The organism is Brevibacterium sp. FAM 24630 (assembly GCF_049804075.1).
Lineage (GTDB): Bacteria > Actinomycetota > Actinomycetes > Actinomycetales > Brevibacteriaceae > Brevibacterium.
Map to the genome: position 1 here is coordinate 81,381 of NZ_JBNBZD010000007.1, position 22,470 is coordinate 103,850.

Here is a 22,470-nt window from a genome sequence, read left to right on the forward strand (position 1 = left end):
CACTCATCATTGCGAAGCCTCGTGGATCGCCAGTCGGCGATTCGGGCAGTGGCCCGACGTCTATTCGAAGTTGAGCACGTCGCGTTTCTCAACGCGTTCGATGTCGACGCCGAGGCTGCGCAGGTTGGTCACGAAGTTCTCGTAACCGCGTTCGATATGGTCGATTCCCGACACCTCCGTCACTCCGCCGGCTCGCAGCGCGGCCATCACCAGACCGGCACCGGCACGGATGTCCGAGGCCTCGACTTCCGCCCCCGAGAGGCTGTCGCTGCCCGTGACGAGCGCGTGGTTACCGTCGATGCGCACTTTCGCACCGAGGCGGGCGATCTCCTGGACGAACCGCCATCTCGCCTCGAACAGGTTCTCCGAGAGCAGTCCCACGCCGTCGGAGACCGAGTTCAAAGCGATGACGAAGGGCTGCAGATCGGTCGGGAATCCCGGGAACGGCATCGTTGCCACCCGGATCGGGTGCGGCCGAGGAGCACCGATGACACGGAAACCGGCACCGGTCGTTCCATCGCCGAGAGTGATATTCGAGAGTTCTTCGACCGTGGCTCCGGAATCCTGCAGCTTCAATCCGATGTTCGGCATGAGGTCGAGCCCGATGCCGCGGACGGTGACGTCACCGCCGCTGAGCGCGGCGCCGAAGGCGAAGGTGCCCGCGACGATGCGATCGCCCACAGTCCGGTGGGTCACGGGCCGGAGGGACTCGACACCGCTGATGGTCAGTTCTGAGGTGCCGATGCCCTCGATCTGTGCACCCATCTTCACGAGCATGGTGCAGATATCGACGATCTCCGGTTCGCGAGCGGCGTTTGAGATCGTCGTCGCTCCCTCAGCGAGGGTGGCTGCCATGACGAGGTTCTCGGTGGCGCCGACGGAAGGGAATTCGAGGACGATCTCGGTGCCTTTGAGCCCGGAGGGAGCCTCTGCGACGAAGTATCCGTGATCGAGATGGACGAGGGCCCCGAGGGCTTCGAGGCCGGCTTGATGCATATCGAGCCCGCGGGAGCCGATGGCGTCACCGCCGGGAAGAGCGACATGAGCGGCGCGCATACGAGCGGTGAGCGGTCCGAGGACCGAGATGGAGGCGCGCATCGCGCGGACGAGTTCGTAGTCAGCTTGGATTCCGACTGCTGCGGGGACATCGATGCTGACGACTCCGTCTTCGGAATCGTAGTCGACATCGCAGCCGAGGCGGACGAGGAGTTCGACCATGATCCTGACATCGAGGATCGCAGGGACATTCGTGATCGTCGTGCGCCCCACAGCCAGCAGGCTCGCAGCCATGAGTTTGAGGACGCTGTTCTTCGCGCCTCGAACGTCGATGACACCGTCCAGTCGCGCCGGGCCGGTCAAACGGAAGACATCCATCAGGTGAAACGTCCCATCGTCGGGTTGAAGCCGGGAGGCGAGGATTCCAGCCATGAGGCCATCGTCGACAGTGATTCGGTATCCATCGCCAGAGACACCGAGCGCGGACGACCATCCGCTTTGCCGTAGGAGCAGTCGACGACGACGGCGTCGGGCAGCACCGAATACTGTTCGCCCGATGTGGGTTTGCGGCGGACCAAGATATCGAGGTCGGCACGCGGCAGCCTGAATGCTGCTCGCCTGGTCAGGGCGAAGACCGGGTACCAGTCCAAGGAGGCGACCGAGAACACGGCCACGCCCAAACGCCAACGTGGGCGAGAAGAATACTCCTCGCCCACGTTGATGGAGCAGTCAAAGGCGCCCGAGAGCTTCGAGATCGACCTGCGTCGAATCGTCACAACGACGATGAGAGCAAGCGCAAGTCCTACCAACGAGAGCAGAACGATCAGCAGGACAGAAGGGTTCACGGTTGCCAGTGTAACCTGCGGATCAGAGAAGTTCGGCCTGATCAGCGGCAATGATCACGCGGTTGTTCTCCACCGAGAGGAAACCACCATCGGCTTTGACCCTGATGGTGTCCTCTCCGGGCGTGAGAATCCGCGTTTCGCCGTCGGCGACGACCCCCAGCACGGGCTCGTGGCCCGGCAGGATGCCGATCTCGCCGTCGAGGGTACGGGCGATGACGCGCTTGGCCTCACCGACCCATACCTCGCGATCGGCAGCCACGACATTGACTTCAAGTGTCGCCATGGCTTACTTCTGCATCTCTTCGTAGTTGCGCATGACATCGTCAAGGCCACCGACGTTGAAGAATGCCTGTTCCGGGATGTGGTCGACCTCGCCGGAGCAGATCTTCGCGAAGCCTTCGATCGTGTCGGTCAGCGGCACGGTCGAACCGGGAACCTGCGTGAACTTCTCCGCGGTGTAGGTGTTCTGCGAGAGGAACTGCTCGATGCGACGGGCACGGTGGACGACGAGCTTGTCCTCTTCACCGAGTTCGTCGACGCCGAGGATGGCGATGATGTCCTGCAGCTCCTTGTTCTTCTGCAGGATCGCCTTGACCTCGTTGGCCACACGGTAGTGCTCGTCACCGACGACCAGCGGATCGAGGATCCGCGAGGACGAGGCCAGCGGGTCGATAGCCGGGTACAGACCGCGCGAAGCGATGTCACGGCTGAGCTCGGTCGTCGCATCGAGGTGTGCGAAGGTCGTCGCCGGAGCCGGGTCGGTGTAGTCATCGGCCGGAACGTAGATCGCCTGCATCGACGTGATCGAGTGACCACGCGTCGAGGTGATGCGCTCCTGGAGCAGACCCATCTCGTCAGCCAGGTTGGGCTGGTAGCCCACGGCGGAGGGCATACGACCCAGCAGGGTCGAGACCTCGGAACCGGCCTGGGTGAAGCGGAAGATGTTGTCGATGAACAGCAGCACGTCCTGGTTCTGCACATCGCGGAAGTACTCCGCCATGGTCAGCGCCGACAGCGCCACACGCAGACGGGTGCCTGGCGGCTCGTCCATCTGGCCGAACACGAGGGCGGTGTCCTTGAAGACTCCGGCCTCGTCCATCTCCATGATGAGGTCGTTGCCCTCACGAGTCCGCTCGCCCACGCCGGCGAACACCGAGGTGCCCGAGTGGTTGTGCGCGATACGGAAGATCATTTCCTGGATGAGGACGGTCTTGCCGACACCGGCACCACCGAACAGACCGATCTTTCCACCCTGGACATAGGGGGTCAGCAGGTCGATGCTCTTGATGCCGACTTCGAGGATCTCGGTCTTGGATTCGAGCTCATCGAACGCCGGCGCAGAACGGTGGATGGGCCACCGCTCGGAGATCTCCAGCTCCTCGCCATCGGCGAGGTTGAGGCAGTCACCGGTGGTGTTCCACACGTGGTGCTTGGTGACGTCGCCGACGGGCACCGAAATCGGCGCACCGGAGTCGACGACTTCCTGGCCGCGGACGAGGCCGTCGGTCGGCTGCAGCGACACGGCGCGGACGAGTCCGTTGCCCAGGTGCAGTCCGACCTCGAAGGTCAGCTTCCTGGTTCCTTCGGACAGATCCACTGTCGTGGTCAGTGCATTGTAGATCTCGGGCACGGAGTCGAGCGGGAACTCGATGTCGACAACCGGGCCGATGACTCGGGAAATCCGGCCGAGGGCAGTGCCCTGTGCCGGAGAGGTTTCCGTTGCTGTGGCAGTCATGGTCTCTTTCTCTCTGCTCTCGCCGGTCAGTCGCCGGCTGCCGATGCCGCGAGGGCATCCGCCCCACCGACGATCTCGGTGAGTTCCTGGGTGATTTCCGCCTGGCGAGCCGTGTTGGCCAACCGGGTGTAGGTCTTGATGAGATCATCCGCGTTGTCCGTGGCTGTCTTCATCGCCGCCTGTCGCGAGGCCTGCTCGGATGCCGATGCGCTCAGCAGAGCCGACAGAATGCGCGAATCGATGTATCGCGGCAACAGGGCGTCGAGCACAGCCTCCGCGCTCGGTTCGAACTCGTAGAGAGGGAACGCGGGCGCATCGGATGAACCGGCGGACTGTCCGCCCGTCGACGCCTCATCGGCATCGACGACCTCCAGCGGCAGCAGCCTCCGGTATTCCGGATCGTGCGTGACACTGGATACGAACTTCGTAAAGACGATGTAGATCTCATCCACACCCGACTCCGCAGACTCAGGATCGAAGTTCTCCAACAGAGCTTCGCCGATCTCCCGGGCGTTCTCCGCCGTCGGGTTCTCGGAGATGCCTGTCCAGGACTTCTCGATCTTGCGATCGCGGAAAGTGTAGTAGTTCTTGGCCTTGCCTCCGACCGTGAACAGCTGCACGTCCTTGCCCTCGTTACGCAGAAGCCGAATGAGTTCTTCGGCTTCGCGCAGCAGGTTCGCCGAGTAGGCGCCGGCGAATCCGCGGTCGGGCCCCATCACGAGCACAGCGGCCCGCTTGACGTTGTCCGACTCGGTGGTGAGAACGTGGTCGACGTTCGACTCGCTGGCCACCGCCGAGACGGCCCTGGTCAGGGCGTTCGCGTACGGGCTGGCGGCCTGCGAGCGGGCAATAGCCTTCTGAATCCGCGACGCAGCGATGAGCTCCATCGCCTTGAAGATCTTCCTCAAGGACTGAGTCGAGCGGATCTTCTGTTTGAAGACCCTCTGCTGGGCTCCCATCAGTTCTTCCTTTCGCCGTTACGGAACAGGTTCAACGCTTCTGCCGAACGATCTGCTCCTGCTCGACCTCGTCAGAGGAGGCCGTGGCGCTGTCTTCACTGCCGGCCTTCGACCCACCCTGATCCGAGCTGGCGAAGTTCTGCGAGAACTCGGCGAGCACATTCTTGAGCTCTTCGGCGGTGTCGTCATCGAGCTTGAGGGTCTCACGAATGGTCGTGAAGATGCCCGTCTTGCGTTCGATGTGGTCGTGCAGTTCGGATTCGAAGCGCAGAACGTCGTCGACCGGGATCTCGTCGAGGTAGCCGTTGGTACCGGCGAAGATCGACACGGTCTGCTTCTCGAACGGCATCGGAGTGTACTGACCCTGTTTGAGCAGTTCGGTCAGTCGAGCGCCACGGGCCAGATCGCGCTTCGTGGCATCATCGAGGTCGGAGGCGAACATCGCGAAGGCCTCGAGCGAACGGTACTGAGCCAGCGAGATCTTCAGCGTGCCCGAGACTCCCTTGAGAGCCTTCGTCTGAGCGGCACCACCGACTCGCGACACGGACACACCGACGTCGACAGCAGGACGCTGACCGGCGTTGAAGAGGTCGGACTGCAGGAAGATCTGGCCGTCCGTGATCGAGATGACGTTCGTCGGAATGAAGGCACCGACGTCATTGGCCTTCGTCTCGATGATCGGCAGACCGGTCATCGAACCGCCGCCGAGTTCATCGGAGAGCTTCGCACAGCGCTCGAGCAGACGCGAGTGCAGGTAGAACACGTCGCCCGGGTAGGCTTCACGGCCCGGCGGACGACGCAGCAGCAGCGACACGGCGCGGTAGGCTTCGGCCTGCTTCGACAGGTCATCGAACACGATGAGGACATGCTTGCCGTCATACATCCAGTGCTGGCCGATGGCCGAACCGGAGTAGGGAGCCAGGTATTTGTAGCCGGCGGGGTCCGAAGCGGGCGAGGACACGATGGTCGTGTACTCGAGAGCACCGGCCTCTTCCAGCGACCGGCGGACACCGGCGATGGTCGAGCCCTTCTGGCCCACGGCCACGTAGATGCAGCGCACCTGCTGCTTCGGGTCGCCGGTCGCCCAGTTGGCCTTCTGGTTGATGATGGTGTCGATCGCCAGCGCGGTCTTACCGGTCTTGCGGTCGCCGATGACCAGCTGACGCTGACCACGGCCGACGGGGATCATCGCGTCGATGCTCTTATACCCGGTCTGGAGAGGCTCGCGCACCTCCTGCCGATCCATCACACCTGCGGCCTGGAGCTCGAGCTCACGACGACCGACGGTCTCGATGTCGCCGAGGCCGTCCACGGGACGACCCAGCGGATCGACAACGCGACCGAGGTAGCCATCGCCGACGGGGATGGAGAGGACCTCTCCGGTGCGGTAGACGTCCTGTCCCTCGGCGACTCCGGAGAATTCACCGAGGATGACGACGCCGATCTCACGCTCGTCGAGGTTCTGTGCCAGGCCCAGGGTTCCTTCTTCGAACCGCAGGAGCTCATTGGCCATGGTGCCGGGCAGACCCGAGACGTGGGCGATGCCGTCACCAGCGGTGACGACCTTGCCGACCTCGGCCTTTTCCGAGCTCTCGGGGTTGTACGAATCAACGAACTTCCCGAGAGCGTCCCGGATCTCTTCCGGGCGAATTGTCAGTTCCGCCATCTGGTTTCCCTGCTTCCTTTTCTCAAATCTTGCGTCCGACGACCGGTGGGCCGCCTATGCCGGAAAAGCCGGCCCCTAGTGTCAACCTGCGAGCTTGCGCTGCACATCGGCCAGTCGATCGGCCACGGTCGAGTTCATCATCTCGTCGCCGACCTGCACCCGGACTCCCCCGATGACCTTGGGATCGACCTGGATATTGAGGACGAGTTCGCGGCCGTAGCTGGCTGACAGAGCTGCCCGCAGCCGTTCGGTCTGGGACTCGTTCAGCGGCTTGGCCACGGTTACGTCCGCAACCGAACGCTGCTGCCTGGCTGCGAGGATGTCGCTGTACTGGTCGAGAGCCTTCGCCACGCGCAGCCCACGCGGGTGCAGCGCGACCTGCCCGACCAATGTGATGGTGTCAGGCTGAGCCTTACCCGACAGCAGGTCGGAGACGAGAGTCAGTTTGCTCTGCCCATCGGCCTGCGAATCGAGCGCCCGAGACAGCTCGTGGTCGGATTCCAGCAGACGCGCGAAGCGGAAGATCTCCTCTTCGACCTGGCCGAGCTGTCCGCCGGCTTGTGCGGCAGCGGCGATCGCCGTGACTCCGGCGACCTCCAGGCTGGTGACCAGGTCCTGGGTCCGCGCCCAACGACGGCCGACGGCCTCATCGCTGATCCGCAGAACCGCATCCGTGATCCGAGTCGAGAACAGAGTCCGCAGCAGCTGCTGCTTCCTCTCGGCCGATTCGGACGAATCCGCCAAGGCTTTGCGCAGCGTGACGTTCTCGGCGAGAACTCCGACCACAGCCAGAGTGCCCTCGCCGATCTCACGCGGGTCTCCCCCGGAGATCTCGGAGTTCGCGGTCTCGAGGACGGCCTGCAGGGACAATCTGCTCGACTGGAGCATCACGCCCCCTTGACCGGCTGCGCGGACGATTCGGACTCGAGATCGGAGATGAAGCGATCGACCACATTGGCTGAACGCTGGTCATCGGTGAGGGATTCGCCGACGATGCGAGAAGCCAGATCCGTGGCCAGTGAACCGACTTCCGAACGCAGCTGCACCATGGCGGACTGACGTTCGGCGTCGATCTGATTCTGAGCCGATGCGATGATGCGGTCAGCCTCGGAGTGAGCCTGCGCCTTCATCTCGGCGATGATCTGAGCGCCTTCTTCCTGAGCTTCGGCGCGCAGCCGTGCAGCTTCTGCACGACCGTCGGCGAGCTGCTTCTGATACTCGGCCAGAGCCTGATCGGCTTCGGCCTGCACCTTCTCGGCCTTCTCAATTCCGCCCTGGATGCGCGCAGCGCGCTCGTCGAGGGTCTTGTTGAAGGCCGGGAGGACGTACTTCCAGACAACCAGGAAGACGATCAGCAGGCAGACGGCACTCCAGACGATGTCGTACAGGCCCGGGAGAAGCGGGTTCTCCGCGGAGGCGACGATGGTTACCGGAGTCATATCTCAGTGCCTCACTGATTAAGGAAGAACGGGGTCGCGATGCCGATGAGGGCCAGAGCCTCGATCAGAGCGATGCCCAGGAACATGTTTCCGCGCAGGGCGCCGGCCATCTCGGGCTGACGTGCGGTTCCTTCGATGGTCTTTCCGATGACGATGCCGAGACCGACACCGGGGCCGATTGCGGCGAGGCCGTAACCGATCGTCGAAACGCTACCTGTCACTTCGGCGAGCATATCCATAGGATGCTATTCCTTTCATAATGGAGTCGGGTGGTTGGCCCGACCGTGCAACTCGTGAGTTACGGATCTTGGGAGCTGACTCAGTGTTCTTCCGAGACAGCCGAATTGATGTAGACGCAGGCGAGCAGGGCGAAGATGTACGCCTGCAGGACCACGACCAGCATTTCGAGGAGGAAGACGAACATTCCTCCGGCGAAAGTCAGGATCGAGAAGAACTGGAAGCCGTTCGAGGCATCGAAGAGGAAGAAGCTCGTGGCCGAGAAGCAGAGGACGAGCAGCAGGTGGCCGACCATCATGTTTGCGAAGAGTCGGATTGCCAGTGTGAACGGCTGCGTCACGAACTTCGTGATGAATTCGATCGGAATGAGCAGGATGTGCATGGCCGGCGGAACACCGGGCAGGACGAGAGCGTCCTTGAGGTAGCGGCCGAAGCCCTTCTGTGCAATGCCGGCCCAGTGATAGGTGACGTAGACAGCGAGGGTGGCCACGAGGGGCAGACCGATGACACCGGTACCCGGCATGTTGAGGAACGGAATGAGCTTCGTGACGTTCCAGAATAGGATTCCGAAGAAGAGAGCCACGATGAGCGGCATGAACTTCTTCGCTCTCTCCTTGCCCATCGTGTCTTCGGCGATGCCGACAGTGACGAATTCCATGGCCAGTTCCAAGGTCGACTGGAAACGACTGGGGACGAGCTTCATGCGCTTGGCCCACACCGCGAGGATGATGACGACGGCGATCGTCGCCAGGAGGCGGATGAGCATCACTCGGTTCATCTCGAATGGAGTGCCCTCGAAGAGGAACGATGCCGGGAAGAACTCCGACATCGAAGGAGCGTGGTAGCCACCTTCTGCAGCATTGATCATTGTGTTCGCGGCGTTAAGAGTTCCCACGTTGTAAATTCTCTCCCATGGTCAAGGGCCCTGATGGCCTGGCCTTGGCCGTGCGCTTACAGCACGGCGTGAGGTTCAGGAGCGACAGAGGGCGCAGATACGCCCTAGCACCGGGTCTACTCTACCAATTGTAGAGAGTCACCGACAAATTCATCAGGCTTGTCTGTGCAATTTCTGTCAGCGATTGCGCTCAACACGTCATTCACCGGGGATCCCGACCCGCGGCACGGAGACCGAGCACCTTTCGGCACAGGTTCGCACCGTCGTCATCTGCGTTGTGCGGCGGGCTATCCGGCATCGGGATCGACGTACGGAACTCGCCCTTTGACGACCGTGAGCGCCTCGACGATCGAGGTGGAGAGGACCGCGACGACGATGGTGAAGAAGGCGACCGTGCCGTCGAGCCACGTCGCGTCCTTGATCCGCCAGATGACGATCATGAAGATGAAGGCCTTGAACAGGAACCCGACGCCGAGGAGCCCGGCGATGGTCGTCAGTCCCATGTTCCGTCCGAGGTACATGATGACCAGAGTGACGATGATGAACACGGCGGCCAATCCCCCGCCGACGGCTCCGCCGAGGAGTCCGGTGGAGCCCGACACCAGCCACCCGATGCCCATGCCCAGCGCCGCGACAACGAGGACGAGGATGATGCCGCGGATGAGCAGCGTCCTCCAGACCCGGGTCCAGGCGGCTTCGACTTCGGTTTCTGGTCGTGAGGTCGGATCTGTCACGAGATTTCCTCTCTGGCTTTCTGACGCATACGCAGGGGGTAGAAGGTGAAGACCAGGGTCACGGCGAACAGCCCTCCGACGATGCCGAGGACGAACAGCCAGCTCCGGAAGAGCAGCAGCACGGATCCGAACGCGATGAGCGCCGTCCAGGTGTAGAGGATGAGAACCGCTCGGGCGTGCGAATGGCCGAGCCGCAGCATCCGATGGTGGAGGTGCTTGGCGTCGGCGGAGAACGGCGACTGCCCTGCCCGCAGCCGCCGGACGACAGCCAGGGCGAGATCGAGCAGCGGCAGGAACATCACAGCGATGGGCAGGATGATCGGCATGAACGTCGCGAAGGCACGCTCCTGTCCGATGAGTGCAGGATCGACCTGTCCGGTCACGCGAATCGTCGAAGCGGCGAGCAGAAGCCCGATGAGCATCGAACCGGAGTCGCCCATGAAGATTCTGGCCGGGTTGAAGTTATGCGGCAGGAAGCCGAGGCACGTTCCCACGAGGATCGCGATGATGAGCGAGGCGAGGTTCGCGTAGGACTCCGGGGAGGCGTCGCGGGCCAGCCAATAGGAGTAGATGAAGAACGCGCTGCCGCCGATGGCGACGACCCCAGCGGCGAGGCCGTCGAGCCCGTCGACGAAATTCACTGCATTGATCGTGACGAGGACGACGAGCACGGTGATGATGATCGACATGCGCGGAGAACCGATGATGACTCCGCCGAAGGGAATCGAGAGCAGGGCAACGCCCTTGATCGCCATGAAGCCGGCAGCCAGAGCCTGCCCGGCGAGCTTCGCCATCCAATGCAGGTCCCAGATATCGTCGATGACTCCCAGCAGGCACAGCAGGCCCGCGGCTCCGGCAACACCGATGATCGGTCCCATCTCGACGAAGATGCGCTGCAGGAACGGCATCTGGGAGGCGAATACGAGCCCCGCCAGCAGTCCGCCGAACATCGCCACTCCCCCCAGCCTCGGCGTCGGCACCGAATGCACGTCGCGATCCCGCAGGGGTGAGAAGATCCGCCCGCGTTCGGCGACCCGCTTGACCATCGGAGTCAAGAGGTACGCCACCAGGGCGGAGACGATGAGGATGACGAGGTAGGCGCGCACTCAGCCGTCCAGGTCGATGAGTTCGGGGACGATCTCGCACAGCTCTTCCGCGCCGATGGGTCCGCGCCGGAGGATGCGCGGCACGTCGCCGCTGAGGTCGACGATGGTCGAGGACATCAGCGATTCGCGGGTTCCCCCGTCGACGTAGATATCGACGTCTTCGCCGAGCATCTCCTGGGCCTCATCTGCAGTGGTCGCCGCGGGACGTCCGGAGATGTTCGCACTCGAAACCGCGAGCGGTCCGGTGCGGCCCAGCAGTGCCAGAGCGTATTCGTCATCAGGCATGCGCACGGCCACGGTTCCGTGCGTGTCACCGAGATCCCAGTCCAGAGAGGGCTGTGCGTTGGCGATGATCGTCAGCGGACCCGGCCAGAAACGGGCCGTGAGTGCCAGAAGCCTCTGATCGACTCCGTCGACGAGTCCGAAGATGGTCTCCGACCGTGGGACGAGCACCGGTGGAGGCATGTCCCGTCCGCGCCCCTTCGCCGCCAGCAGCGCCGCCACGGCCGCGGCGCTGAAGGCATCGGCGGCGATCCCATAGACGGTGTCGGTCGGGATGACGAGCAGGTTGCCGGTGTCGACGACGCGTGCGCACTCGTCGAACACGAGGTCGCGGATGTCGGCTTGGGTGACGTCGAATCGTCTCGACACGAGTTCTCCGTTTCGAATCTCTGGGCTGTGGCTTCGATGACTCTGCGTTTCAGCGGTGGTGCCGCATCGTCATCAGTCATTCCTCCGTCTGCCGGCGTGCCACCGTATAGCGGTCGCGTCCAGTGTAGTCCTGGTGAGTGACGGCAGCTGTCAGGCTGGCCGTCGTCGCAAGCAGCTCGCGGACGCCGGGGCCCTGTTCTTCGCTGTGTTCCATGAGGAAGAGTCCGCCGGGCCGGAGGAGCTGCAGAGCCTGGGCGATGATGAGCTCAGGCGTTTCCAACCCGTCCTCACCCCCGTAGAGCGCGGCGGCGGGATCGTGACCGGCAACCTCGGGATCGCGGGGAATCGCTGCGTTCGGAACATAGGGAGGATTCGTCACCACGACATCGGCCCGCCCGAGCAGTTCCGGACGCCCGTGTGTGAGTGTCGTCGCATCCGCGTGGACGAATTCGACACTCGAATCGCCGAGGCGGGTGTGATCGAGGTTCGTCCGTGCCCAGTCGAGGGCGTCGGCTTCGCGCTCGACACCGATCACAACGGCGCCGTTGTGTTCGGTCGCCACGGACAGAGTGATCGCGCCCGAACCCGAACACAGGTCGATGACGAACGGGGGCCGTTCTCCGCTCAGCTCCGCGAGTTCTGCGAGCACCGCTCCGGCGAGCAGTTCGGTTTCCGGTCTGGGGACGAACACCCCGGGGCCCACCCGCAGTTCGAGGTGGCGGAAGTGGGCGATGCCGGTGAGATGCTGCAGCGGGATCCGCTGCCGTCGCAGTTCGCACAGTCGTGCGAATTCCGCAGTCTTCTCTGCGGGGACGATGTCGTCGAAGAGCCGACGACGGCTGAGCACGGTTCGGTCGATGTGCCAGGCGTGAGCGAGCAGCTCGACGGCGTCTGCCTCGGGGGTGGCGATTCCCGCCTCGGAGAAGAGGGCGATGCCGCCGCGCAGGACGTCGCTCACGCGTGCGGGTGTGACGGTGTCCAGCTCAGTCTCCCAGTGCGTCCAGGCGTGCGGCCTTGTCCGCTTCGCGGCAGGAGCCGATGACGGGGTCGAGGTCTCCGCCGAGCACCTGGTCGAGGTTGTAGGCCTTGTACCCGGTGCGGTGGTCGGTGATCCGGTTCTCCGGGAAGTTATAGGTGCGGATCCGTTCGGATCGGTCGACGGTGCGGACCTGGGAGCGGCGGATGTCGGCGGCTTCAGCGGCGGCTTCCTCGGCCTGTTTGGCCAGGATCCGAGCCCGGAGCATGCGCATGGCCGCATCCTTGTTCTGCAGCTGCGACTTCTCGTTCTGACAGCTCGCGGTGATGCCGGTGGGCAGGTGGGTGATGCGCACGGCCGAGTCAGTGGTGTTCACGGACTGACCGCCCGGTCCCGAGGACCGGTAGACGTCGATGCGCAGATCGTGTTCGTCCAGCTGGATCTCTTCGGGCTCGTCGACTTCGGGGAAGACGAGCACTCCGGCGGCTGAGGTGTGGATGCGGCCCTGGGACTCGGTGACGGGCACGCGTTGGACGCGGTGGACTCCGCCTTCGAACTTCAACCAGCCGTAGGCACCTTCGTCCTTCGCTTTGACGGCCATGCTGACGTCCTTGTATCCGCCGAGGTCGGAGTGCGTGGCATCGAGGATCTGGCTCGACCAGCCGCGCGAATCGATCCACCGCTGATACATGCGCAGCAGATCTGCGGCGAAGAGTGCGGATTCGTCGCCGCCCTCCCCCGCTTTGATCTCGATGATCGCTTCGCGTGCGTCATCGGGGTCCCTGGGCACGAGGAGGTCTTTGAGCTCACCCTCGACGTTCTCCATCTCCACGGACAGACGTTTGGCTTCCGCGGCGAAATCATCATCATCTTCGGCCAGTTCCACGGCTGCGGCGTGGTCGGCCTCGAGTTGGGCGAAGCGCCGGGCGGCCGCGGCGACTCTTTCGAGTTCCGCGTACCGCCTGGTCAGCTTCTTCGCCCGGCCGGCGTCAGCATGCACGGCGGGGTCGGAGAGTTCCTCCTGCACCCGCGCATGCTCATCGAGCAGTGCGCTGACGCTGGCCGTGAGGGTGTCGTCGGCCATCTCAGCTGTTGTCGGTCGAGGACTTCGGCAGGGGTGTCGTCTTCTGCACCTGCATGAGGAACTCGACGTTCGAACCGGTTTCCTTGAGCTTGGACATGAGCAGTTCGACTGCCTGCTGCTGTTCGAGTCCCGAGAGGAGTCGGCGCAGCTGCCACATGACCTTGGTCTCTTCCTTGGTCATGAGCATCTCTTCGCGGCGGGTGCTCGACGAGTTGACGTCGATGGCCGGGAAGATCCGCTTGTCGGCGAGCTGACGGCTCAGGCGCAGCTCCATGTTTCCGGTGCCCTTGAACTCCTCGAAGATCACTTCGTCCATCTTCGAGCCGGTCTCGACGAGGGCGGTGGCGAGGATGGTCAGCGAACCGCCGCCTTCGATGTTGCGCGCTGCGCCGAAGAACTTCTTCGGCGGGTAGAGCGCGTTGGCGTCGACACCGCCGGAGAGGATGCGGCCCGAAGCGGGCTGGGCGATGTTGTAGGCACGTCCCAGGCGAGTGATGTTGTCGAGGAGGATGACGACATCGGAGCCCATCTCCACGAGGCGCTTGGCGCGTTCGATGGCGAGTTCGGCAATCGTCGTGTGATCATCGGCAGGACGGTCGAAGGTCGAGGCGATGACCTCACCCTTGACCGCTCGCTGCATATCGGTGACTTCCTCGGGGCGTTCGTCGACGAGGACGACCATGAGGTGCGCTTCGGGGTTGTTCTCCGTGATCGCATTCGCGATCTGCTGCATGATCGTCGTCTTGCCCGCCTTCGGAGGCGCGACGATGAGACCGCGCTGGCCCTTGCCGATCGGGGTGATGAGGTCGATGAGTCGAGTCGAGTGCAGCTTCGAGGTGGTTTCGAGGCGCAGACGATCCTGCGGGTAGAGCGGCGTCAGCTTCGAGAACTCCACCCGGGAGCGCGCATCGTCGACGGTCAGTCCGTTGACGGAGTCGAGGCGGACGAGTGCATCGAACTTCTCACGCTTGCTGTTGCGCTGTTCGTTCTCGCGCGGCTGGCGGATCGCTCCGGCCACGGCATCGCCCTTGCGCAGGCCGTTCTTGCGCACCATCGAGGCCGAGACATAGACGTCGTTCGGCCCCGGCAGGTAACCGGAGGTGCGGAGGAAGGCGTAGTTGTCGTGGACGTCGAGGATGCCGCCGACGGGGATGAGCACATCATCGTGGCGGATGTCCGGCTCATCGTTGCCGCGACCGCGGCGCTTCCGGTCCCGACCGCGTCCGCGACGGTTGCCGCGATCGTCGTCGTCATTGTTCCGGTTGCGGCGATCGTTGCGGTTGTCGCGATCGTTTCCGCCGTTGCGGTTGTCCCGATCATTGCGGCTGTCCCGGTCGTTTCCGCCGTTGCGGTCGTTGCCGCCACGGTCATTGCGGTGTCCGCGGTCGTTGCCGCCACGGTCGTTTCCGCCGTTGCGGTCGTTGCCGCCGCGGTCATTGCCGCCGCGGTCGTCGTCGGATCGGTCGCTGTTTCGGCTGCGACGGTCGTTGTCCCGTCCGCCGCGTCCTTCACGATCCGAGCCGCGGTCACTGCGACCGCCGCGACCGGAGGACTCGTCGGAACCCTGATCCTGGTCGTCGTTCTGGCTCTCGCCGCTGCGCGACCGGCTGCGGCTGCGACGGGAACGCTGACGTTCCTGATCGCCGTCGTCCGACGATTGGCCGCCGGAGTGCTCGGCAGACTCATCGGCCTGTGCGGAGTCATCGGACTGCGCAGAAGCATCGGACTTCGGTTCGACGATGAGTGCCGGAGCTTCCTCGGCCGACGGAGCGGCGGCCCGACGCGAGGAGCGACGACCCGTCGCCTCCTGTTTCGGTTCGTCCTGCTTCGCCTCCGACTTCGGGGCCTTGCTGCGCGATTCCTCGGCGGCGGGCTTCTTCTCGACAGAAGCGGCCTTCGTCTCCGAAGATCCGCTTGAATGGCTGTTGATGGCGTCGATCAATTCGCTCTTGCGAAGACGACGGTAACCCTTGATTCCCAGGCCGGCTGCCATTTCCTGAAGCTGAGGCAACCGCAGCGCTGTGAGGCTGCCGGTACGGGGCGTGGAATCCTGAGTGGTGGTTTCAGACACGAAGGTCCTTCTCCCTCTTTCGGCCGTGCGGCATGTGCCGTTTGCTCACGGCGACGGAAACACCATTGACGGTGCGTTGTGAAAGAAAACCTGCTAAAGAATGAGCAGGAGATGTTCCAGAATATATGACATCGGCGGCGAACCTGTGAAGAACAGCAGGAAGCCGTGCACTGTCGGAACACCCACAGTCTACTTGTTCGGAGCCGATCTTGCGAATCGTTTCGTCAATTTTCTCGGCTCACTCGGTATCCCTCGAGGTCAATCGCGGTGCGCATCGCAATGACATCGGCGGGCACCGCGGACTCGGGCACCGCCTCGGCGAGGACGAGCACCGTCGGGCCGGCACCGGAGATCACGGTCGGCAGCCCCTGCGTCCTGAGCGAATCGACGAGTGCCATGGATTCCGGGTAGGCGCTGCGGCGGAATTCCTGATGCAGCTGGTCGCGAGTGGCTTCGAACAGGACCGAGGCATCGGAGACCAGACCGTGGACGAGCAGTCCTGCCCGGGCCGAATTCTCCGCCGCGATCGCATGATCGATGGCGGCGGGGATGAGCCCTCGGGCGACGTCGGTGTCCAAACGGACCGCCGGGATGAGCACCGTGACCTCATCGAGCGTGCGCACCGGCACCTGCCAGGACAGGACCGGGTCGGAAAGGGATACGGTGAGCCCGCCGAAGATCGCGGGAGCGGCATTGTCCGGGTGCCCCTCGACCGCGGTGGCGAGTTCGAGGACCCGTTCGCGGGAGAGCTCGATCCCGGTGTACTCGCGGCCGAGTTCAACGGCCAGACCGATCCCGGCGACCACGGCCGCGGCCGAGGAGCCGAGCCCGCGCGAATGCGGGATCCGGTTGATGCAGTGCAGACTCAGTCGTTCGGCCAAGCCCGTCTCTGCGCCGGGGAACTCCGCGGCGAGGACCTCGCCGATGATGCGCATGATCAGATGCGAGCGGTCGCGCGGCAGCACCTCGGCGCCCTCCCCTGCGACCTCGACGCAGGTGGCCGGGTCGACGGGGGCGTCGTGGACGGTCAGGGTGAGCGTGTCGACGATGTTCAGGGCCAGGCCGAAGGAATCGTAGCCGGGCCCCAGGTTCGCCGAGGTGGCCGGGACCTCGAGTCGCAGCCGCACGCTCAGCTGTCCTCGAGGCCGAGCGCGCGGGCGGCGCTGACGGCGTCGACGGAGACCCGACTGGTTTCGATCTCGGAGCCGTCTGCGGTGTGCAGGGCCCAGGAAGGATCCTTGAGACCGTGCCCGGTCACGGTCACCGCGATCGTCGCGTCGGCGGGAACCTTTCCGGCCTCGGCCGACTTGAGCAGACCCGCCACCGAGGCGGCCGATCCGGGTTCGACGAAGATGCCCTCTTCGCTGGAGAGGAATCGGTGCGCTGCGAGGATCTCGTCGTCGGTGACCGAATCGATGAAGCCGCCGGAGTCGTCACGAGCCGTCGTTGCTTGGTTCCAGCTCGCCGGGTTGCCGATGCGGATCGCCGTGGCGATGGTATCCGGTTCGTCGACCGGGTGGCCCAGCACCAGAGGAGCGGCGCCGGCGGCTTGGAAGCCCCACATCTGCGGCAGACGTTCGGCGATGCCGTGCTGCCGGTATTCGGTGTAGCCCTTCCAGTACGCGGTGATGTTGCCGGCGTTTCCGACTGGCAGGACGTGGATGTCGGGGGCATCGCCGAGGACGTCGACGACCTCGAACGCCGCGGTCTTCTGGCCCTCGATGCGGTCGGGGTTGACCGAGTTGACGAGGTGGACCGGGTAGGACTCGGAGAGTTTGCGGCACAGCGTCAGGCAGTCATCGAAGTTGCCGTCGACCTCGAGGAGCGTTGCACCATGGGCGATGGCCTGGCTCATTTTGCCCGGGGCGATCTTGCCGGTGGGCACGAGCACGGCGCAGGTCAGACCGGCCTTCGTGGCGTAGGCGGCCGCCGAGGCCGAGGTGTTGCCCGTCGACGCGCAGATGACGGCCTTCGCCCCGTGGGCGACGGCCTTCGTGATCGCCATCGTCATGCCGCGATCCTTGAAGGACGCGGTCGGGTTGAGACCCTCGTACTTCACCCACACCTGAGCGCCGGTGCGTGCGCTGAGTTTGTCCGCCTTGATCAGCGGAGTGCCGCCTTCGCCGAGGGTGACCGCCGGAGTGTCCGCAGAGATGTCGAGGAGACTGCGGTACTCCTCGACGACGCCCTGCCACTGGTGTCTGGGGTAGTTCATTGTCACTGTCCTTCTACGCGGATCACGGAATTGACGGCATGGACGACGGAGAGATCGCTGAGTCGATCGACCGTCTTCCGCAGCGTCGCATCGGTATTCGAATGGGTGGCGAGCACGAGCTTGGCGTGTTGGACGCCCTGCTCGTCGATGTCGCCGATGGTCTGGCGCATGAGTTCGATCGACGCGCCCTCGTCGGCGAACACCTCGGAGACCGACGCCAGCACACCGGGACGGTCCACAACGTCGAGGGTGATGTGGTAACGGGTGGTGATCGCCGTGATGGGCAGGATCGGGTAGTCGTCGTGGAAGGGACGCTCGTACTGTCCGCGTCCGCCCAGGACCTTCCGCCGAGCCACTGAGACGATGTCTCCGAGCACCGCCGAAGCCGTCGGAGCTCCCCCAGCTCCCTGCCCGTAGAACATCAGTTCGCCGGCGGCTTCGGCTTCGATGAACACCGCGTTGAAGGCACCCCGGACGGAGGCCAGAGCGTGGTTGCGATCGAGGAGCGCCGGGTAGACGCGGGCAGAGAGACCGGCACCGGCGGGCGACGAAGCCACGCGTTCGCAGACCGCGAGGAGCTTGATGACGAAGCCCTGGTCGCGGGCGGTCTCGACCATGTCTGCGGTGACGCCTTCGATGCCTTCGACATGGACGTCGTCGATCGACACGGGAGCGTGGAAAGCCAGGGAGGACAGGATCGCGGCTTTCGCCGCCGCATCGTGGCCGCCGATATCGGCTGTCGGGTCGGCTTCGGCGTAGCCGAGTTCCTGAGCGGTGCTCAGCGCCCGGTCGAAGTCCCAGCCTTCGGAGTCCATCTGGTCGAGGATGAAGTTCGTCGTGCCGTTGACGATGCCGATGATGCGTTCGATCCGGTCACCGGCCAGCGAATCGCCGACCGGACGGATGATCGGGATGGCTCCGGCCACGGCGGCTTCGTGTTCGAGTCGCACACCGGCCGAATCGGCGGCGGACATCAGCTCACCGTATCGGGCTGCCAGGAGCGCCTTGTTCGCCGTGACCACCGAGGACCCCTGTTTGAGCGCCGCGGTGATGAGCGACTTCGCCGGTTCGATCCCGCCCATGAGCTCGACGACGATATCGGCTCCGGCGATGGCCGCCTCGGCGTCGGTCGTCAGAAGCTTCTCGTCGATGCCCGGACGTGCCTTCGTCGCATCGCGGACGACGATGGCGCTGAGTTCCAATGGGGCGCCGATGCGTTCGGCCAGGCCGTCTGCACGGTTCTGGATGCGGGCGGCGACTTCTGTGCCGACGACTCCGCATCCGAGCATGGCAACCTTGAGTGCCTGCATATCCTCACCTTTTCCGCTGTTGTCGTTGACGCTCATCTGTTCTCCTGCTCTCCACCGACCATCCCCGGGTCGGTGGCGAACATCTGCGAATGGTCTTCGGGGGTCACGATCCACTCAACTCTATCGGCTTCAACGGCGAGCACACCCGGCCGGGGCAGGTGGTTGTAGTTGCTGGCCAGGGACCGGCAGTAGGCGCCCGTCGACGGGACTGCGACGAGGTCGCCGGCGGTGACGTCGGCCCCCATGTATTCGTCACGGACGATGATGTCGCCCGATTCGCAGTGTTTGCCCACGACGCGCACGATCGCCGGCTCCGCTCCCGAGGCTCGATTGGCCAGAGTGCATGAGTAGTCCGCATCGTAGAGCGCGGTGCGGATGTTGTCGCTCATGCCGCCGTCGACGGCGACGTAGGTGCGGGTTCCGCTGTCGGTGCTCACCTCTTTGACGGTGCCGACTTCGTAGAGGGTGAACACGGCCGGGGACACGATGGCGCGGCCGGGTTCGATGGAGACACGCGGCACGTTCGTGCCCAGTCCGCGGCATTCCTTGAGCACGACTGCGGCGAGTTCCTCGGCCATCTCCGCCACCGGGATCGGAGTGTCCTGGCTGGTGTAGCGGATGCCGAAGCCCCCGCCGAGGTCGACATCGGGCAGATCGATGCCGTGTTCGGCCATGACTTCGGCGCGGAAGGCCAGCACTCTGGCCGCGGCGACCTGGAAGCCGGAGATGTCGAAGATCTGCGAACCGATATGCGAGTGGAGTCCGTCGAGGCGCAGATGCGCCGAGTCCGCGACCATCTGGGCGGCTCGTGCGGCGGTGCCGTCGGCGAGTGAGAGACCGAACTTCTGGTCTTCGTGCGCGGTGGCGATGAAGTCGTGGGTGTGGGCTTCGACGCCGACGGTGACTCGCAGCATCACTGGGGCGAAGACTCCCTTGGCCGCGGCGACGGCTTCGAGCCGGGTGATCTCATCGAGGCTGTCGACGAAGATCCGTCCGACGCCGTAGTCGAGGGCGTACTCGAGTTCCGCGACGGATTTGCTGTTCCCGTGCAGGCCCACTCGGTCCCCTGGGATTCCGGCGGCGCGGGCGATCATCATCTCGCCCAATGAGCAGGTGTCGAGGCCGAGGCCGGCTTCATGGACCCACCGGGCCACCGCAGTGCACAGGAAGGCCTTTCCGGCGTAGAAGACATCGGCTCCAGCCAGTCCCTTCTCGGGCGAGAAGGCGCTGGTGAAGGTCGTCAGATAGGTTTCTGCCCGGGTGCGGAAGTCAGCGGCATCCATGACGAGGGTCGGCGTGCCGTACTGCTCTGCCAGGTCGGTCACCGAATGGCCGGCGATGGTGAGCACACCGTCGTCGGTCTTCGTGACATTGTCCGACCACAGGCTCGGCAGCAGCGCGTTGACGTCGTCAGGATAGGGCAGCCACACCGGTGCCGGGGTCGCGTGCAGAGTCCCTGCGATATGTGCGGGCATCAGATCCTCTCCGGGGCCGAAGCACCCAGTTGTCGAAGTCCTGCGGCGAGGACGATGATGACGGCTCGCACGAGCACGAGCCGCGAAGCATGCAGTGCGGTGATGTCGACGTTGATGGTCGGAGTCACCGCGCACCGGCTCAGCCAGTCCTCGGCCGCGGCCGCGACCAGGCTCAGACAGCTGAGGAACGGTTCGCTCTCGCCGAGGCGGCACGAGCGTTCGAGTCCGGCGGGAACGGAGGCGATGGCGGTGAGCAGACGAGCTTCGCTCGGGTGGTTGAGGCGAGAGGGTTCGGCCGCATCCGTGGTGATCTCGGCCCACTCGGCCCGACGCCGTTCCCGGCAGGCGGCCGCATGTCCGCGCTGCAGCACGGACACCGCGGCATCGTCGGCAGCCGCGTCGAAGAGACTGCCGCAGCATCGCCGCGATTCTGTCGCGGCCGCCTCGGTGCCGGTCGCCGACGACTCGGCTGCGGCGATGATGTCGAATGCCACGCGCGCACGTGCGGAGTCGGTGAGCCCGATGTTGACGAACCCGGGCCCGGCGACCACAGCGGTGGCCACTTCGGGAAGCAGTCGCAGTTCGGCGCACAGATGCTCGGCGAGTGCCAGACGGCGGCCCGGTTCGACCGCGGTCCGCAGCGCCACACGCGTCGACCAGTCGCCCAATCCGTGTCGGGCGGGTGCGACGAGGTCGACCTCCGAATCGGCCCCCGGAGACACGAGACCCGAATCAGCCGTCGCCAAAGCGCGTGCGAGTGCGGTCTGCAGGTCTTCCGGGGTCACTCGAACAGAGTACTCGGGGCCGGTCTGCGGGGACGAATCAGGTGTCATCTTCGCTCTCATGACGAGACGACCGGCCTCAGATCGCCCCGGGGCGGCACGCGGCGTGGCTGACGAGGAATTTCACTGCCACCGAGACGAGCACGACGGAGAACGCCGGCCACATGCTGTCGAAGCTCTGCACGAGGAAGGCGAAGATGAGCGGGCCGGTGCAGGCCAGCAGATAGCCTCCGCCTTGGACGAATCCCGACAGAGACGCCGCCGATTCCGCGTCGCGGGCGCGCAGAGTGATGAGCGTCAGGGCCAGCGGGAAGGTCGAGATTCCGATTCCGAGCAGCACGGTCCACAGCACCGGGGCCACGGTCGGCAGCAGCCACAGTCCGATATAGCCGACGGCCAGGCTGAGGCAGAAGCCGACGACGATGAGGTAGGCCGAGGCCATCTTCTGTGCCAGCGCGGGCAGAACGAAGCCGAGGACGAGGGGGATGGCGGTGACGAGCGCGAGCATGGCCCCGGCGAACGCCGCGTCGAACCCCGAGCGGGTGAGCAGACTCGGCAGCCAGGTGAAGAGGATGAAATTGTTGAACGAGGTCAGCCCCGTCATCGTCATGAGCGCCCACGCACGTTTGCTGCGCATGAGTCGGGCCAGTTCGCTGCCGCCGACGACGGCGGCGGCGACTTCGGTGGCCGGTGCGGGCCTGATCAGCCGGATGAGGATCCAGACGGCGACGCCCACCACACCGAATCCGGCCCAGACGAGCAAGGACCCGCGCCAACCGAACCCGGTGGCGAGGGGAACCGCGACGAGCGGGGGGATGAAGGTGCCGAACTGCAGCAGGCCGACATGCACGGTCGACATCAGAGCGACACGGTCTGGGAAGTACGACTTCACCAACGGAGGGAGGACGACGTTGCCGATGCCCATGCCCAGCAGAGCGAGCACGCTGAGGGCGAGGAAGAGCGCGGGAGAATCGATGACGGAGCGGGCTCCCAGGCCGATGGCGACCATGATCATCGCGGCCAGTGTCAGGCCGAGGCCGGAGAAGCGGGCATAGAGCCGCGGAGTGATGAAGCCGCTGAGTCCGTAGAGCAGCGGCGGCAGCATGCCGATGATCGCCAGGAACGCTGCGCTCAGGTGGATCTGTTCGCCCATGGCGTCGAGCAGCGGCGAGAGACCGGTGACTCCGGGCCGCAGATTGAATGCGGCGATGACGATTCCGACGACGATCAGAATGCGTGTGCGCGCAGAGTTCATGGGCTCTTTCCTATCAGACTCCCACAGGCATTCCTGTCG

22 protein-coding genes are annotated in these 22,470 nt (G+C 64.6%); all 22 read right to left on the minus strand.

What is annotated here, in order from left to right:
* Positions 1-60: 60 nt before the first annotated feature.
* The 22 genes from murA to ACPUD7_RS07570 all read right to left on the minus strand — a co-directional run bounded on the left by murA (position 61) and on the right by ACPUD7_RS07570 (position 22,431).
* Positions 61-1,374: a UDP-N-acetylglucosamine 1-carboxyvinyltransferase gene (murA, locus tag ACPUD7_RS07465; protein ID WP_135538626.1), complete on the minus strand. Its 1,314-nt coding sequence runs from the start codon at positions 1,372-1,374 to the stop codon at positions 61-63.
* Positions 1,374-1,841: a DUF2550 domain-containing protein gene (locus ACPUD7_RS07470; RefSeq protein WP_135538628.1), complete on the minus strand. Its 468-nt coding sequence runs from the start codon at positions 1,839-1,841 to the stop codon at positions 1,374-1,376. Before ACPUD7_RS07470 ends, murA begins: the two co-directional genes overlap by 1 nt.
* A 22-nt stretch (positions 1,842-1,863) precedes the next feature.
* Complete coding sequence (locus ACPUD7_RS07475; protein WP_135538630.1) at positions 1,864-2,124, minus strand: F0F1 ATP synthase subunit epsilon; 261 nt, start codon at positions 2,122-2,124, stop codon at positions 1,864-1,866.
* Positions 2,125-2,127: 3 nt separating this feature from the next.
* Complete coding sequence (atpD, locus tag ACPUD7_RS07480) at positions 2,128-3,576, minus strand: F0F1 ATP synthase subunit beta (RefSeq protein ID WP_135538632.1); 1,449 nt, start codon at positions 3,574-3,576, stop codon at positions 2,128-2,130.
* A gap of 26 nt (positions 3,577-3,602) precedes the next feature.
* Positions 3,603-4,535 carry a F0F1 ATP synthase subunit gamma gene (locus tag ACPUD7_RS07485; protein ID WP_135538634.1) on the minus strand — a complete coding sequence of 311 codons (933 nt, stop codon included), beginning with the start codon at positions 4,533-4,535 and terminating at the stop codon, positions 3,603-3,605.
* A 31-nt stretch (positions 4,536-4,566) separates the two neighbouring features.
* Positions 4,567-6,201, minus strand: a complete 1,635-nt coding sequence (atpA, locus tag ACPUD7_RS07490) for a F0F1 ATP synthase subunit alpha (RefSeq protein ID WP_135538635.1) — start codon at positions 6,199-6,201, stop codon at positions 4,567-4,569.
* A gap of 81 nt (positions 6,202-6,282) precedes the next feature.
* Complete coding sequence (locus tag ACPUD7_RS07495; RefSeq protein WP_135538637.1) at positions 6,283-7,089, minus strand: F0F1 ATP synthase subunit delta; 807 nt, start codon at positions 7,087-7,089, stop codon at positions 6,283-6,285.
* Positions 7,089-7,640 (minus strand): F0F1 ATP synthase subunit B, encoded by a 552-nt coding sequence (locus ACPUD7_RS07500; RefSeq protein WP_135538639.1) that lies wholly within the window; start codon positions 7,638-7,640, stop codon positions 7,089-7,091. Before ACPUD7_RS07500 ends, ACPUD7_RS07495 begins: the two co-directional genes overlap by 1 nt.
* An 11-nt stretch (positions 7,641-7,651) precedes the next feature.
* Positions 7,652-7,879 (minus strand): F0F1 ATP synthase subunit C, encoded by a 228-nt coding sequence (gene atpE, locus ACPUD7_RS07505; protein WP_062861556.1) that lies wholly within the window; start codon positions 7,877-7,879, stop codon positions 7,652-7,654.
* A gap of 80 nt (positions 7,880-7,959) precedes the next feature.
* On the minus strand, positions 7,960-8,772 hold the full coding sequence (gene atpB, locus ACPUD7_RS07510; protein ID WP_240689662.1) for a F0F1 ATP synthase subunit A: 813 nt from the start codon (positions 8,770-8,772) through the stop codon (positions 7,960-7,962).
* A 287-nt stretch (positions 8,773-9,059) separates the two neighbouring features.
* The gene (locus ACPUD7_RS07515; RefSeq protein ID WP_135538641.1) at positions 9,060-9,506 is read right to left on the minus strand and encodes a hypothetical protein; all 447 of its coding nucleotides are present in this window, start codon (positions 9,504-9,506) and stop codon (positions 9,060-9,062) included.
* The gene (locus ACPUD7_RS07520; protein ID WP_135538643.1) at positions 9,503-10,612 is read right to left on the minus strand and encodes an MraY family glycosyltransferase; all 1,110 of its coding nucleotides are present in this window, start codon (positions 10,610-10,612) and stop codon (positions 9,503-9,505) included. Before ACPUD7_RS07520 ends, ACPUD7_RS07515 begins: the two co-directional genes overlap by 4 nt.
* The gene (locus ACPUD7_RS07525) at positions 10,613-11,263 is read right to left on the minus strand and encodes an L-threonylcarbamoyladenylate synthase (protein ID WP_425119531.1); all 651 of its coding nucleotides are present in this window, start codon (positions 11,261-11,263) and stop codon (positions 10,613-10,615) included. It abuts the gene before it with no gap.
* Between the two features lie 76 nt (positions 11,264-11,339).
* Positions 11,340-12,221, minus strand: a complete 882-nt coding sequence (prmC, locus tag ACPUD7_RS07530; protein ID WP_425119532.1) for a peptide chain release factor N(5)-glutamine methyltransferase — start codon at positions 12,219-12,221, stop codon at positions 11,340-11,342.
* A gap of 25 nt (positions 12,222-12,246) precedes the next feature.
* On the minus strand, positions 12,247-13,323 hold the full coding sequence (gene prfA / locus ACPUD7_RS07535; protein WP_425119533.1) for a peptide chain release factor 1: 1,077 nt from the start codon (positions 13,321-13,323) through the stop codon (positions 12,247-12,249).
* 1 nt (position 13,324) lies between these two features.
* Complete coding sequence (rho, locus tag ACPUD7_RS07540) at positions 13,325-15,394, minus strand: transcription termination factor Rho (RefSeq protein WP_135538651.1); 2,070 nt, start codon at positions 15,392-15,394, stop codon at positions 13,325-13,327.
* A gap of 224 nt (positions 15,395-15,618) precedes the next feature.
* Positions 15,619-16,521, minus strand: a complete 903-nt coding sequence (gene thrB / locus ACPUD7_RS07545) for a homoserine kinase (RefSeq protein WP_135538653.1) — start codon at positions 16,519-16,521, stop codon at positions 15,619-15,621.
* A 2-nt stretch (positions 16,522-16,523) separates the two neighbouring features.
* Entirely contained in the window at positions 16,524-17,609 is a 1,086-nt protein-coding gene (gene thrC / locus ACPUD7_RS07550; protein ID WP_135538655.1) for a threonine synthase, read from the minus strand.
* Positions 17,610-17,611: 2 nt separating this feature from the next.
* Complete coding sequence (locus ACPUD7_RS07555) at positions 17,612-18,919, minus strand: homoserine dehydrogenase (protein WP_135538851.1); 1,308 nt, start codon at positions 18,917-18,919, stop codon at positions 17,612-17,614.
* 32 nt (positions 18,920-18,951) lie between these two features.
* The gene (gene lysA / locus ACPUD7_RS07560) at positions 18,952-20,394 is read right to left on the minus strand and encodes a diaminopimelate decarboxylase (protein WP_135538657.1); all 1,443 of its coding nucleotides are present in this window, start codon (positions 20,392-20,394) and stop codon (positions 18,952-18,954) included.
* Entirely contained in the window at positions 20,394-21,179 is a 786-nt protein-coding gene (locus ACPUD7_RS07565) for a DALR anticodon-binding domain-containing protein (RefSeq protein ID WP_167854371.1), read from the minus strand. Before ACPUD7_RS07565 ends, lysA begins: the two co-directional genes overlap by 1 nt.
* A 76-nt stretch (positions 21,180-21,255) precedes the next feature.
* Complete coding sequence (locus ACPUD7_RS07570; protein WP_135538661.1) at positions 21,256-22,431, minus strand: MFS transporter; 1,176 nt, start codon at positions 22,429-22,431, stop codon at positions 21,256-21,258.
* Between the last annotated feature and the right edge of the window lie 39 nt (positions 22,432-22,470).